Below are 14,380 nucleotides of genomic sequence, written 5' to 3' on the forward strand. Positions count from 1 at the left end.
TATTATAAAAAGATTTCGGTTTTTACAGACTGCCCGGAACTTAGCGCCCGAATTGTCCGGAAATGGACGTCTGGTGTGCGCTTCAGGACGATTATAAGAGGGGGTGTGCCGCTGTAATGCCCTGCTGTACTGTATTTCGGGCTTTGGCATGCCCGTTGCCTTACCTGGTCAGGAAAGTAAGTAAAACCTATGGACAGAAAAATAGAAAAGAAGTACTGGTCTAAAAAGAGGATCGCCCTGATCAGCGGGGGAGCTGTAGTAGCGATGTTACTTCTGTACAATCTGATATTTGCTGATCACCGCTCTAAGTTGAATGTAGAGAAAGACAAGATCACAATATCCACCGTAAGCAAAGGCACCTTTGATCAATATATTGCTGTTACAGCAGTGGTATTACCGCTCAAGACCATCCGCCTCGATGCCATCGTCGGTGGATATGTTAGCCAGAAGTACCTGGAAGGTGGTAGCATGGTCAAGAAAGGCGACAGTATCCTGCGCCTAGAAAACCAGAACCTGATGATGGACTTTGTAAACCATGAAACAGAGATCTACCGCCTGATCAATGAACTGCAGAATACCAGGCAATCACTGAAACAAAACCGTTTTACCATGAAGCAGACGGTCGCTAACCTCGATTATCAGATCGAACAGGCCAAAGACCTGTATGACCGTACCAAACAGCTGGTAGATGAAAAGATCGTTTCCAGACAGGAATTCAATAAGAATAAGATTGATTATGAGCGTCTTGTAAAACAACGGCAGATAGAAATAGAAAGCCAGCAGTTCCAGGAAGAGAACGCCAAAATACAGATAGACCGTCTTGAATCTACCATTCTGCGTACCCAGCGTAACCTTCAGATGATGAAGGATAACCTGAGCAATCTGGTGCTGAAAGCACCTATCGATGGACAGTTGTCTTCTGTTGACGCGGAAATCGGTAGCAGCATCACTTCCGGACAGAACATTGGCCAGATCGATGACCTCGACGGTTTTAAGATGCGCGCTGAAGTAGATGAACACTATATTTCCCGTGTGTTCCCCGGCTTGAAGGCCTCTTTTGAGTTTAATAATAAAAGCTATGCATTGTCCATTATCAAGGTATATCCGGAAGTGAAAAACGGACGCTTTAATGTGGATATGAAGTTTGAAAAAGAAACCCCAGAAGGTATACGCCGCGGACAATCTTCTCCTATCCGTCTGGAACTGGGTAAGTCCTCCTCTGCACTACTGCTTCCGGTAGGTGGTTTCTTCTCTGATACCGGTGGTAACTGGGTATATGTAGTGGATAAGGGTGGAAACAGGGCTGTGAAACGCAGCATATCCCTGGGACAGAAAAACCCTCAGTATTTTGAAGTGCTGGAAGGCTTGCAGGAAGGTGAGCAGGTGATCACCTCTTCCTACGAGAATTTTGGAGACAAAGAGGTTTTAGTATTTTAATATAGCAGTTACAGTTGTTTTAGTTCCGGTGCCTGCCTCTGCCCAGATGCAGAGGTGGTATCCTGAACGCCTCACCTGAAAATTTATATGCAGATGATCAGCATGTACATCACAATTGCCTTAAGGCACCTTGCCAAACGTAAATTGTTTTCGTTTATCAACATCGCAGGACTGGCCATTGGTATCACGTTCTCTTTGCTTATCGGGGTTTACATAGGCGAGGAGAAACTGGTCAATGGAGACATCAAAAATCTTCCCCGGCAGTACTATATGCAGTCCGCATGGAAGGCTGATAATATGTATATGCCACTGATCACGCCAGGCGCGCTGGCCAAAGGACTGCACGACCAGTACCCCTCCCTGGTGGCCAACTATTACCGTACTTTTCCCTGTTCAGCCAATGCTTCCTACCAGGATAAACATTTCAGGGTAGGTATGCAGCCAGGCGATACTACCGTTGTGTCTGCCTTCGGCCTGACGATGTTGTATGGTGATCCTAATCACGCCTTCCGCGATAACAATTCTATTGTTATCACAGAGGAAACGGCAATGAAATTCTTTGGTAAAGCCAACGCACTGGATGAAGTGCTAACAATAGATACAAGGAAGGACGGCAAAAAGGACTACACTGTTACCGGGGTCCTGAAGAAAGAAAGCCGGATGAATAGTGTCACTACTATCAACGGTTTTAAGAATGAGATCTTTCTGCCTATGCAGAGTGTAGACTACTTTGCTGCCCCTGATGCCGATAAGGACTGGAATAACGTGTGTATGGCCTCCTATCTGCAGCTGCAACCAGGGGTAACTCCCGCGCAGCTGGATGGACCTATCCGTAAACTGGTGGCTATGAACTGCAACCAGCAGCTGAAAGACAATATGACCATTCAGCTGGTCGGATTGGATACGTTCCATCTCGATACCAACAATGGACTCGTAAGGAAAATGATCTATATTCTAGCTATCATAGCGGGCTTTGTACTGCTGATGGCGGTGATCAATTATGTGAATATCAGTGTGGGTACTTCCATGTACCGACTGAAAGAGATCGGTTTGCGTAAAGTGTTTGGTGGCAAACGTAAGCAGCTGATCACACAATTCCTCGCTGAGTCGATCGTACTCACCGGCATAGCGGCCTTTCTTTCCATTGCGCTTTATGAATTACTCCGTCCGGTATTCGGACAGATACTCAACAAAACGTTACCCCATGTATGGTCTTTTTCCGGATGGATGGTATTGTTTTATTTGCTGCTGGTCGCAGGAGTCGGATTAGTAGCCGGTGCTTATCCCGCTTTTGTCCTGACAGCCAGCAATCTGCTGAAAGTACTGAAAGGGAAGATCGCTGTAGGTAAAGGCGAGCTGCTTTTCAGAAAGGCGTCTCTCGTACTACAGTTTTCCCTGGCTATTCTGGTGTTTGTGTGTACCCTGTTCATTTCCAGGCAGATCAATTATTTCTTTAAAAGGCAGCTGGGATATAACAAGGAACAACTCCTGGTGATCTCTTCCGTACCGCGTCAATGGGATAGTGCAGGACTGAAAAGAGTGGAACTGGTAAGAGATCAGATGATGCAACAGGCAGGTGTAAGCAGTGCTACGGTATCATTCGAAGTCCCCGATGGCATGAATGGGGGTAGTATACCCGTGTTGCCTGAAGGTGCTGCTAATGACGCTTTCGTCAATGTCGAGAGACTGGTGACCGATGGTAATTATGCAGCTGCCTACGGATTACAGCTACAGGCAGGACGTTTTTTCACCGATCAGGATAATCCGTTAGATGTTGTACTTAATGAGACCGCTGTTAAAGCGTTACACCTGAAACAGGGCGTCGGAGAAGAAATACGCCTTGCTGATAGTGATACCAAACTGACAGTAAGAGGTGTCGTGAAAGATTTTCACTTTACACATATAGGACAGAAGATCGCCCCGATGGTGATCTTAAGCCAGGAGACTGGTCCGATGTACCGCTATCTGAGCGTTAAATTAAAAACGACTGATATTAAAAAGCATATCGCCGGTATCGAAGCTATCTGGAAAGCCCGTTATCCTGATTCTCCATTTGACTATTTCTTTATGGATGAGAAGTTCCAGGCAATGTATTTCAGTGAAACCCGCCTGAGCAAAGCTGCGGATGTAGCAACTGCGCTGAACTTTGTGATCATATTACTGGGGGCTGTCGGTGTAGTCGCTTTCAGCCTTACACGCAGGGCAAAAGAGGTAGGTGTGAGAAAGGTACTGGGTGCAGATACCCGCAATATCATCTTCCTGTTCCTGAAAGAATATACCGTCGTGATCATCATCGCTAATCTGATAGCCTGGCCGGCTGCCTATTTTATTGCCAATAAGTGGCTCGATGAATATGCCTATCGTACAAGTATGAGTGTGGGACCTTTTATCGTCGCAGCGCTCATCACCTTCAGCTTAACCTATTTACTGATCGCGTTACAAAGTTTCCGTACAGCAAATGCCAGCCCTACCGGCTTGCTGAGGAATGAATAATAAACTATCATTCAAAATTTAATAAACCGAAGTCATGATACGTACAGTCAATCTGCAAAAGATTTTTACTACGGAAGAAATAGAAACCTCCGCGCTGAATGGAATTAATATGGAAGTGAAGGATGGTGAGTTTGTTGCTATCATGGGCCCATCAGGTTGTGGTAAATCCACCCTGCTCAACATCCTGGGACTGCTGGACAATCCAAGTGGTGGTGAATACCATTTCTGGGATCACGAAGTAGCCCGTATGAGCGAACGCCAGCGTGCACAACTCAGGAAAGGTTCTATCGGATTTGTGTTCCAGAGCTTCAACCTGATCGATGAACTGACTGTATTTGAAAACGTGGAACTGCCATTGTTATACCTGAAAGTACCTGCCAGCGAAAGAAAGGAAAAGGTAGAGAAGGTACTCGAGCGTATGAATATAATGCATCGCCGTAACCACTTCCCGCAACAGTTATCCGGTGGTCAGCAGCAGCGTGTGGCGATTGCCCGTGCTGTAGTGGCTAACCCGAAGATGATCCTGGCGGATGAGCCTACCGGTAACCTGGATTCTACTAACGGAGAAGAAGTAATGAAACTCCTGCAGGAACTGAATGAAGCAGGTACTACCATGATCATGGTGACCCACAGCCCGTATGATGCTGGTTTTGCTCATCGTGTGATCAACCTGTTTGACGGCCGTGTCGTAACTGAAAATATTAAAGAGCAGTTCCACGTATAGTAGCTGCCTGATATCCCCCCCTGACCAATGACCTTTTAAACTGACTCATATGCTTAATAACTGTCTGCGTGTAGCCTGGCCTAATCTCCGGCGTTGATGCCTACAGGATAACCATCAGCTGGTGGGTATTTCTTGCCGCCGGTGGACTGCCTATTATTGTAGCGTTGTGTACTCTCAGCTTTCAGGCGGTGAAGGCCGCATTAAGAAACCCCGTACGCTCATTAAGAACTGAATAGTTCACCAAATAAAAACACGGATATGTTAAAGAACTATCTGAAAATAGCCTGGAGGAATATCACCAAACAGAAATTCTATTCCTTCATCAATATACTGGGGCTAACAATAGGTATGACCTGTTGCTTCCTGATCTTTATGTACGTGAAGTTTGAGTTGAGTTATGATAGTTTTCATGAGCATAAAGATCATATCTACAGGCTTGTTACTGATGTGAAAACGCCTACTGAAGTGATCCCCGCGGGTATTACTTCAATGCCAATGGCGCCTAATCTGAAACAGGATTTTCCGGAAGTAAAGGAAGCTGTCCGGATTAATTTAACCAATATGCTGGTTCTTGTAGGCGAGAACAAGTACCAGGAAGATGAAATTGCGGTAGCTGATTCTAACCTGTTTAAAGTATTTTCTTTCCCATTGATAAGTGGGAATAGCAGAACTGCGTTGTCCGAACCTTTCAACGTCGTGCTGACGGAAAGTGCTGCCATGAAATACTTCGGTACGACCAATGTCATCGGTAAATCCATTCAGATCGGAGGCAGTCAGTACACTGTCAAGGTGACTGGTGTGATGAAGGATGTACCTGAAAATTCTCAGCTTCCTTTTAATATGGTGTTTTCCATGGCCACTTATAAAGCCCTGGGAGATAACTTCGATAACTGGGGAGGATTCGGTGTAAATACATATCTCCTCTTAGAAAAGGGCGTTGATCCCTTAAAGCTTGAAAGTAAGTTTCCCGCGTTTATGGAGAAACATGTGGGTGAGATGATGAAGAAGCAGAATATGTATTACACCTTGCACCTGGAGCATTTAAAAGACGTATACCTCCATTCCAACAGAAGGGATAACAGGGTATCACAGGGTAGCATCACCAATGTATACATCTTCTCTTTTGTTGCGCTCTTTATTATGCTCATTGCGGTGATCAATTTCGTTAATCTGGCCACGGCAAGAGCCACCGAAAGGGCACGGGAAGTAGGCGTGCGTAAAGCAGTAGGCGCGTTTGAATCTCAGCTGACATTCCAGTTCCTGTGTGAAACATTGGTGTTAAGCCTGTTTGCATTTGTGTTGTCAGTGGTGCTGTGTCAGTTGCTGTTACCCGGCTTTAATATATTGACCGGGAAAGAAATTGCCAGCAATATATTCCTGACTGGCACCGTAGGTATATTCCTGCTGATAGCTATCTGTGTTGGTTTGCTGGCTGGTATTTATCCTGCGCTGGTGCTGTCGTCCTATAAGCCGGTAGTGGTGTTGAAAGGTGCTTTCAGCAATAGTAATAAGGGATTATTCCTGAGAAGAGGACTGGTCGTATTCCAGTTTGTGATCACTATTATATTGATCGCAGGTGTGATCATTATCCACTATCAGTTACATTACATGCAGTCCCGGGATCTTGGATTTAAGAAAGATCAGCAACTGGTAGTAGAGTTTAGCAGCATAGATGCGATCAAGGAAAAATGGCCGCAGATAAAACGGGAGGTCGCTGCTATCACTGGTGTGACGTCTTGTTCCTTTTCTTCTGCTATACCAGGAATGTCCCACAATTCTGCCTATACCAATATGGAGCTGAAGAGTGGTGATATGCAGGCAAGTAATATCAATCTCTATTTTGTAGACTATGACTTCCTGAAGGTATATGATGTGAAGGTACTGGCAGGACGTGGCTTCTCTGAACAAATGGGCACTGACAGTACACAGGCGATGATCGTGAATGAGGCGACGGTATCTTCTCTGGGTTACAGCAAACCTGAAGACATAATAGGAAAGAAGTTTTCTCAGTGGGGACGGGAGGGAAAGGTGATCGGTGTGATCAAAAACTTCAATTACCATTCACTCCGGGACGAGGTGGCACCATTGAGCCTGCGTATTGAGCCCTGGGGGTATATGCCAATGACAATTACCATTAGCCCCTCCAAACTAAAAACAATACTGAAAGATGTAGAGGCTGTTTACAACAGATATGCGCCGGATGGAAGATTTAATTATTTCTTCGTAGATGAGTCATTTGACAGGCAGTATAAAGCTGATTACCGTTTTGGCCGCCTGGTACTGACATTTACCGTGCTGGCTATTTTCCTGGCTACTTTAGGTCTACTGGGACTGATTTCCTATATCGTTATCCAGCGTACCAAGGAGATCGGTATCAGAAAAGTATTAGGTGCTTCTGTAGGCAGTATTCTGTTCCTGTTGTCCAGCGACTTTCTGAAACTGGTCGTAATTGCCTTATTGGTAGCCACGCCGCTTGCCTGGTACCTGATGTACCAATGGCTGAAGGACTTCGCATACCGCATAGATATACAATGGTGGGTGTTTGTATTAGCAGGTAGTGTGGCCGTTGTATTAGCACTGGTGACAGTTTACATACAGACAGTAAAGACGGCACTGGCCAGCCCTGTAAAATCATTAAGGACTGAATAGTTTCTGTAGTAGTTACGTTTAAATATGACAAGTGAAATGTGTCATGGGCAGGTATCTACCAGCCCATTATTTCTTACACGCTTTAAAATGTTACTATGGTAGAGAGTTATATAAAGATAGCCTGGAGGAATTTGTGGCGCAACCGCACATTTTCCGCCATTAATATCGCTGGTCTGACAGTAGGTATGACCGTGAGTTTTACGCTGTTATTATACGTATTGTTTCAGTTCAGTTATGACAGCTTTCACAAGCAGCGACGGGATATTTATCTGATGCGTACAGGTGCTGAAGGTAGCCGGAATACACCTGTGCCATTGGCTGGTTATCTGCAGAAGAATATTCCTGAGATCAAGGCGGTAGTCCGTTCTACCTATACTGTCTCTCACTTACTGAAGGCGGGAGATAAGTCTTTAAAGCTGGCAGGACCTAATGTTGATCCTAACTTCCTGGATGTATTCACCTTCCCGCTCATTAAGGGGCAACGCAAGCTGAAAGATCCCAATGTCATTGTATTAACGGAAAGTACTGCGCGTAAGCTATTTGGAGATGCAGAGCCAATAGGACAGATCGTTACTCTCGACATGGCGCATCCGCTGGTCGTAGAAGGTGTTGTAAAAGACCCTCCTGCAAATTCCAGTATACGGTTCTCATACCTGTTAAGCTGGTCATTCTGTGAAGTGATCATGCCGTGGGTGAAAGAGAATCAATGGGGAAATTTTAGTCTGCAGACATATGTACAACTGCTACCAACCGCTGATCCTGCGGTGGTCTCCCGTAAGGTGAGAGACATTCTTCATAAACAGAATGGTATTGTAGCCGAGACATCTTTTTTGACTATCCATCCTATGAGCCAGTGGAAGTTATATGGAAAGATGAAGGAGGGGAAAGTAGTAGGAGGGGAGATTGCTTCTGTGCGCTTATTTGGTTTACTGGCACTGGGTATTCTGCTGATCGCCTGTGTGAATTTTATCAACCTGAGTACCGCCCAGAGTGAGCGCAGGGCAAAGGAAGTAGGCGTCAGGAAGTCTGTTGGGGCCGACAGGCACATGTTGATCGGACAGTTTATGTCGGAGTCCATGCTGGTCGTCTTTATCTCGCTCATCCTGTCAGTCGGATGCATGTGGCTCGTGTTGCCTGGCTTCAATGCGCTTGCAAACAGTGCCTTAAAGTTGTCTCTTGCACCGGCTTACTTCTGGATCGCTGTAGTAGGACTGGCTATTGTGACAGGTATTATCTCAGGCAGTTATCCTGCCTTTGTATTGTCTTCCTTTAGGCCTGTCAAAGTGCTGAAAGGCGGGTTAGTTGAGATCAAAGGGAGTTTCATATCAAGACAAACACTCGTTGTATTCCAGTTCAGTCTGGCTATTATATTAATACTGGTCACGATAGTTATTTACCGGCAACTCGATTTTATCCGTAGCCGTCCGCTTGGATACGATCCGAAAGGATTAGTGAACGTAGAGCTGGAAGGAAAAGTATATGATGATTATAATACGTTCCGGCAGGAAGCGACCGCAACTGGCGCTGCTGTCAATGGCAGTGTGATGATGTCTTCCATTGCGGAGGTAGGAGGTTCGGTATGGGGACTGAAATGGCCCGGGCAATTGCCGGGAGAGGAGAATACAACATTTGGTATCCTTACCGCTACAGAAAACTTCGCCGCTACGTTTGGTGTACAAATAAAGGAAGGACGTGACTTTCAGTCGGCCGGTGACTCGCTGTCCATACTATTGAACGAGGCCGCAGTGAAGGTCATGCATCTCAGGGAACCAGTGGTAGGGCAGCAAATAGTATTGAATGGTCAGACCAGGACGATCACTGGCGTTGCAAAGGATTTTGTATGGGAGATGGCGTATGTGCCTACCAGCGCAATGGTGATACCTTACAATCCTGGCTGGAGAGGTTCGATCACTTTTAAGTTAAATCCTCATTTATCTGTCAGTGAAGGAATGGCCCGCCTGGAAAAAGCCTATCATAAGCTGAACCCTGATTTTCCTTTCGAATATACTTTCGTTGATCAGGCTTATGAGCAGAAGTATGCATCTGAGAAATTACTGGGTACACTGATCAACATATTTGCAGGACTCGCTATTCTGATCAGCTGTATGGGATTACTCGGACTATCAGTATTTGCCGCTGCCCGCAGAAAGAAGGAGATAGGAATACGCAAGGTGATGGGCGCTGGTGTGGCACAGGTAACGATGCTGTTATCAAAGGACTTCCTGAAACCGGTATTAATAGCAATAATGATCGCTTCTCCGGTAGCCTCCTATATCATGCTGCAATGGTTGCATTTGTATACTTACCGTATCTCCCTGGAGTGGTGGATGTATGCATCAGCAGGTATAGCAGCGGTTATGATCGCCCTGCTGACAGTGAGTATACAATCAGTCAGAGCTGCGTTGATGAATCCTGTTAAAGCATTGAGATCAGAATAAAACATTTTAAATCCTGCAAGTGATGTTCAGAAACTATATCAAGATAGCATGGAGGAACCTGAAGCACAATAAGGTCTTCAGTTTTATCAATATCGGCGGAATGGCAGTCGCTATCTGCGTCGCGTTGCTGCTGGGTATTGCCGCTTATCATGAGTGGTCTTATGATCAGTTCCATGTGAACAGATCTTCGCTATATGAGCTGTACATGGAAGAGGGCCTGCCAAATGGTAAAATAGCAGTGGGGGCCAATCACCCTGCACCACTGATGGCAGCTTTAAAGCATGAATGTCCTGGCGTTGGGCAGGTAACCCGTTATCAGTCCAGTAAAAGAGGTATCAGCTATAATGGGAAGACTATATCCGGCATCATCGGATTTGCAGATACGTCTTTTCTGCGCATGTTCACTTTCCCTTTGCTGAGAGGGAATATAGACGCATTGAGGAACAGAGATCAGGTACTGATCTCCGAAGAAACAGCTAAAAATATCTTTGGTACGGCAGATCCATTAAACAAGATCATTGAAGTGAAGATCGGACAGTTAATGAAAAGCTATACTGTCGGAGGGGTGATGGCCAATGTACCTAAGAACTCAAGTATTTATTTTGAGGTGTTGGTAAACTTTTCCTCCCTGTTGGAATGGTACGGTAATGAAAGTTCCTGGTCTTACAGTTCTTATTACACCTTTGTGCAGTTACAGGAACATGCAGCCGTGCCGGGAGTATTGAAACAGATGCAGGCGCTCCCCGTAAAATATATGTCAGAGAAGCTGGAAAGTATGAAGAAGAATGGCGTGCAGCCGGGAAAGGACGGTCTTTTACTAAGGTATGGCCTTATTCCGCTGAAAGACATTCATTTTGATAATCGTGGCGGATGGGCTGGTATCAGTAAGTTTTATCCCTGGATGATGGTGATCATTGCTATCATGATCGTGATCATCGCCGCAGGTAACTTTATCAATCTCTCTATAGGACGGTCATTTACGCGGGCCGGAGAGATCGGTATGCGCAAGGCAATGGGTGCACAAAAAGGGCAGCTCATTGCCCAGTTCTGGGGAGAGGCATTTATACTGTGTAGTATCTCGTTGTTTGCAGGTGTTGTCCTGGCTTCCTTTCTGCTACCATCCTTCAATGAGTTATTCAGGTATCATTTCAGCATGTCAGCTGTATTCGGAGATATCCGTATCCTGGCGGGTATTATAGCAGGGTTCCTGCTGGTGACGCTACTGGCCGGCGGATATCCTGCCTGGATGATCTCCAGGTTTAAAATGCTGGAGGTGCTGAAAGGTAAACTGAATCTGGGCAGGAAGAATATATTCAGGAATGCCCTGATCGTTGTACAGTTTTCAATAGCCGTACTGCTGATCAGTTGTACGGTCATTCTGTGGCAGCAGCTAACCTATCTGCGGTCGAAACCACTGGGTTATAATGAGCATGAGGTGATCAGTATTCCGGTAACTCCTAATCTGCGTCCGGAGGTGCATGCGCTGGCCAGACTGAGAGCAGCCCTGGCAGGAGATCCGCATATTATAGCTATCAGTGGGTCTAATACCAATTTCGGCGATGGCCTGGATGGCGGAAGGAATGCAGCTACCTACGGATTTGATTATAAAGACCGGAATGTGAAGACGAACTGGACGATGGTGGATTATGATTATCTTCAGACATTAGGACTTGAGCTGGTCGCTGGCCGCGATTTCTCCCGTGCCTTTGCCACTGATTCCAGTGCTGTGATCATCAATGAGCTGATGGCGAAACAGCTGGCCGAGAAAGACCCTATAGGGGTGGAAATGGATGTGATCAGGAAGATGCACGTGGTGGGCGTGGTGAAAGATTTTAACTTCCGTTCGCTGAAAGAAGAATCCGGTCCGATGACGATGGAGCTTGTTCCGGGAATGAAACCAATGTATATTTTTGTAAGGGTAGTGCCGGCCGATCTGCCGCTGGCAATGGATCGGGTACAGAAGGCCTGGCGTACCATTGACCCTGAAGGTGTGTTTGAAGCCTCTTTCCTGGATGAAAATGTAGACAGAATGTACAGATCGGAAGCCCGGCTGGCTAAGATCATTGTCAGTGGCGCCGTGATCGCTATTGTCATCTCCTGTATGGGGCTTTTTGCCATAGCAGTACTGGTCATCACACAACGTAATAAAGAAATAGGTATCCGCAAGGTACTAGGCGCTTCCGTGTCGGGCATAGTGGCCCTGATAGCCAGGGATTTCCTGAAACTGGTGATAATGGCCATCCTCATCGCCACTCCGGTGGCCTGGTACATGATGCATGCCTGGTTACAGGACTTTGCCTATCATGTGAATGTGCAATGGTGGGTGTTCGTGCTGGCAGGTGTTGCTGCGGTAGTGATCGCCTTTGTCACGATAAGTTTCCAATCCGTGAAGGCCGCATTAATGAATCCCGTTAAATCGCTAAAAACAGAATAACCAATGATACAATTAAGACATATCTCCAAACATTATCCCGTAGGATTTGGTAAGAATGAAATATTAAAAGATATTGATCTCCGGATCTTCGATGGAGAGTTTGTATCCATTATGGGGCCTTCCGGTTCCGGCAAATCGACCCTCCTGCATATCATGGGATTGCTGGAGGAGCCTTCCCAGGGAGAATACCTGTTTGACGGTGAGTTGGTGCATAAAATGAATGAAAAGAAGAGAACACAATTGCACCGGGGAGCGATAGGGTTCGTATTCCAGGCTTATCACCTGATTGACGAACTGACCGTTTATGAGAACATTGAGACACCACTGCTATATAAAAATGTTCCTGCCGCAGAACGAAAGAGCCGTGTGGCCGATATCCTGGACCGTTTCAATATAGTAGCCAAAAAAGACCTTTTCCCAAATCAATTGTCTGGTGGACAGCAACAGCTGGTGGGTATAGCACGTGCCCTCGTAGGAGAACCTAAAGTCATCCTGGCGGACGAGCCCACCGGTAACCTGCATTCCGATCAGGCGAAGGAAATTATGGAACTGTTCAAACAGCTGAATGAAAAAGACAAGATTACAATAGTACAGGTAACCCATTCCGAAGTGAATGCCACTTACGGTCACAGGATCATACAGATCCGGGACGGTAAGATCGCATAAGTTCTGGCTGGCAATTCCCGACATTAGGTAATCTTATCAAGCAGATACACGCCGGTGCATGCTGTTGTAAGTGACCTGATGTCGGGAATTGTGTATCTATAGCATTTTTACACCGTTCTTAAAGAATTTATTTATGTTATCATCACAATTATTATATTTTTGGAAGGTCATGAAATTATCCAAGATCCCGGGATGTCTCCTGGCACTGTGCTTATTGTTTGCTAACGCTGTCGCCCTGAAAGCGCAGGATACCTGGACACTGCAACGCTCCGTAGAATATGCGCTTCAAAATAACATATCTATCAAGCAGCAGGATGTACAGAAACGCTATGCAGCACTGACACTCAGACAAAGCCAGCTGTCGCAGATCCCAACATTAAACGGTGGCGTACAGGCCACAATAGGTTCCGGTCGTAACATTGACCCGTATACCAACGTGTTTGTTACCCAGTCGTATTTCAACCTCGGTGGAGGTCTGAATGCGAATGTTGATATCTTCAACTGGTTCTATAAACGCAATAACATTGCTGCCAATAACTATGAAACGCAGGCACAGATCCGCTTCCTGGAAAAGGTAAAGAACGATGTCTCTTTTAATATCGCCAGTACTTTCCTGCAGATACTCATGAACATTGAGCAGGTACACGTCAGTGAGTTACAGGTTAAACTGACCACTTCACAGCTGGAGAATACCAAAAAGCTGGTAATTGCCGGTTCTGTTCCCGAAAGTAATCAGGCTGACCTGGAAACAAAACTGGCCAGTGACAGTGTGACCCTGGTCTCTGCACAGAACCAGGTGATCCTTTCTACGCTTCAGATGAAGGCGTTACTGAACCTGGGCTTTGATCAGTCTTATGTGCCACAGGTACCGGAGAATATATCTCAGTTACCCGTACCCAGACTGGATGAAGTAGATCCTGAAATGGTATTCAGCGCAGCGCAGACAACTAATCCCCTGATCAAAGGCGATAAACTGAAGGAACAGTCCATGCAACGTGCCTATGCCGCACAGAAAGGCCTGTTATATCCTTCCCTGGCTGCCAATGGTAGCTTGAACACCAGTTATACTGACGTAGCGAAAGACGGGACAGGAAAGACCATCCGGTTCGGCGATCAGTTCAGTAACAACTTCCGCCAGTCCGCAGGATTGACACTGAATATTCCTATTCTCAATGCATGGCAGCAGCGTACCGCTGTTAACCGCGCAAAGCTGAATATTGAAAATCAGGAGCTGACAACCGCACAGGACCTCCAGAAACTGCGCCAGGATATCTATACTGCCCATGCCAATGCGGTAGCCGCTATTCAGAAATTCTCCGCTTCTTCGAAAGGCGTAGAGGCCTCCCAGCGTGCGTATGATTTTGCGACCAAACGGTATAACCTGGGATTAATGAATACTATTGACTATATTACTACCCAGACAAACCTGTTTAGAGCGCAGATAGATAAGGTGTCAGCGCAATACGATTTCATATTTAGAATGAAACTACTGGAGTTTTACAGAGATCAGAAGATCACGCTGTAATAGCTCCCCTCCTT

General features: G+C 46.0%; 8 protein-coding genes. All 8 read left to right on the top strand.

What is annotated here, in order from left to right:
- Positions 1–189 precede the first annotated feature (189 nt).
- The 8 genes from GWR21_RS20355 (at position 190) to GWR21_RS20390 (ending at position 14,366) form a co-directional block, all read left to right on the top strand.
- Entirely contained in the window at positions 190–1,437 is a 1,248-nt protein-coding gene (locus tag GWR21_RS20355) for an efflux RND transporter periplasmic adaptor subunit (RefSeq protein ID WP_162333525.1), read from the top strand.
- A gap of 93 nt (positions 1,438–1,530) precedes the next feature.
- Positions 1,531–3,930 (top strand): ABC transporter permease, encoded by a 2,400-nt coding sequence (locus GWR21_RS20360; RefSeq protein ID WP_162333526.1) that lies wholly within the window; start codon positions 1,531–1,533, stop codon positions 3,928–3,930.
- Between the two features lie 34 nt (positions 3,931–3,964).
- Entirely contained in the window at positions 3,965–4,654 is a 690-nt protein-coding gene (locus GWR21_RS20365) for an ABC transporter ATP-binding protein (RefSeq protein WP_146303326.1), read from the top strand.
- Between the two features lie 258 nt (positions 4,655–4,912).
- The gene (locus GWR21_RS20370; RefSeq protein WP_162333527.1) at positions 4,913–7,303 is read left to right on the top strand and encodes an ABC transporter permease; all 2,391 of its coding nucleotides are present in this window, start codon (positions 4,913–4,915) and stop codon (positions 7,301–7,303) included.
- A gap of 95 nt (positions 7,304–7,398) precedes the next feature.
- Entirely contained in the window at positions 7,399–9,741 is a 2,343-nt protein-coding gene (locus tag GWR21_RS20375; RefSeq protein WP_162333528.1) for an ABC transporter permease, read from the top strand.
- Positions 9,742–9,763: 22 nt separating this feature from the next.
- The gene (locus GWR21_RS20380) at positions 9,764–12,175 is read left to right on the top strand and encodes an ABC transporter permease (RefSeq protein ID WP_162333529.1); all 2,412 of its coding nucleotides are present in this window, start codon (positions 9,764–9,766) and stop codon (positions 12,173–12,175) included.
- A gap of 3 nt (positions 12,176–12,178) precedes the next feature.
- Positions 12,179–12,841, top strand: coding sequence for an ABC transporter ATP-binding protein (locus tag GWR21_RS20385; RefSeq protein WP_162333530.1), 663 nt, complete (start codon positions 12,179–12,181; stop codon positions 12,839–12,841).
- A gap of 169 nt (positions 12,842–13,010) precedes the next feature.
- The gene (locus tag GWR21_RS20390) at positions 13,011–14,366 is read left to right on the top strand and encodes a TolC family protein (protein ID WP_162333531.1); all 1,356 of its coding nucleotides are present in this window, start codon (positions 13,011–13,013) and stop codon (positions 14,364–14,366) included.
- The last annotated feature ends 14 nt before the right edge of the window (positions 14,367–14,380 follow it).

It is taken from the genome of Chitinophaga agri (genome assembly GCF_010093065.1).
In the GTDB taxonomy this organism is placed as follows: Bacteria; Bacteroidota; Bacteroidia; order Chitinophagales; family Chitinophagaceae; genus Chitinophaga; species Chitinophaga agri.

Excerpts from the sequence above, each read along its gene's own strand:
- GWR21_RS20355 (WP_162333525.1), top strand. The coding sequence starts at position 190 with ATGGACAGAAAAATAGAAAAGAAGTACTGGTCTAAAAAGAGGATCGCC.
- GWR21_RS20360 (WP_162333526.1), top strand. The coding sequence starts at position 1,531 with ATGATCAGCATGTACATCACAATTGCCTTAAGGCACCTTGCCAAACGT.
- GWR21_RS20365 (WP_146303326.1), top strand. The coding sequence starts at position 3,965 with ATGATACGTACAGTCAATCTGCAAAAGATTTTTACTACGGAAGAAATA.
- GWR21_RS20370 (WP_162333527.1), top strand. The coding sequence starts at position 4,913 with ATGTTAAAGAACTATCTGAAAATAGCCTGGAGGAATATCACCAAACAG.
- GWR21_RS20375 (WP_162333528.1), top strand. The coding sequence starts at position 7,399 with ATGGTAGAGAGTTATATAAAGATAGCCTGGAGGAATTTGTGGCGCAAC.
- GWR21_RS20380 (WP_162333529.1), top strand. The coding sequence starts at position 9,764 with ATGTTCAGAAACTATATCAAGATAGCATGGAGGAACCTGAAGCACAAT.
- GWR21_RS20385 (WP_162333530.1), top strand. The coding sequence starts at position 12,179 with ATGATACAATTAAGACATATCTCCAAACATTATCCCGTAGGATTTGGT.
- GWR21_RS20390 (WP_162333531.1), top strand. The coding sequence starts at position 13,011 with ATGAAATTATCCAAGATCCCGGGATGTCTCCTGGCACTGTGCTTATTG.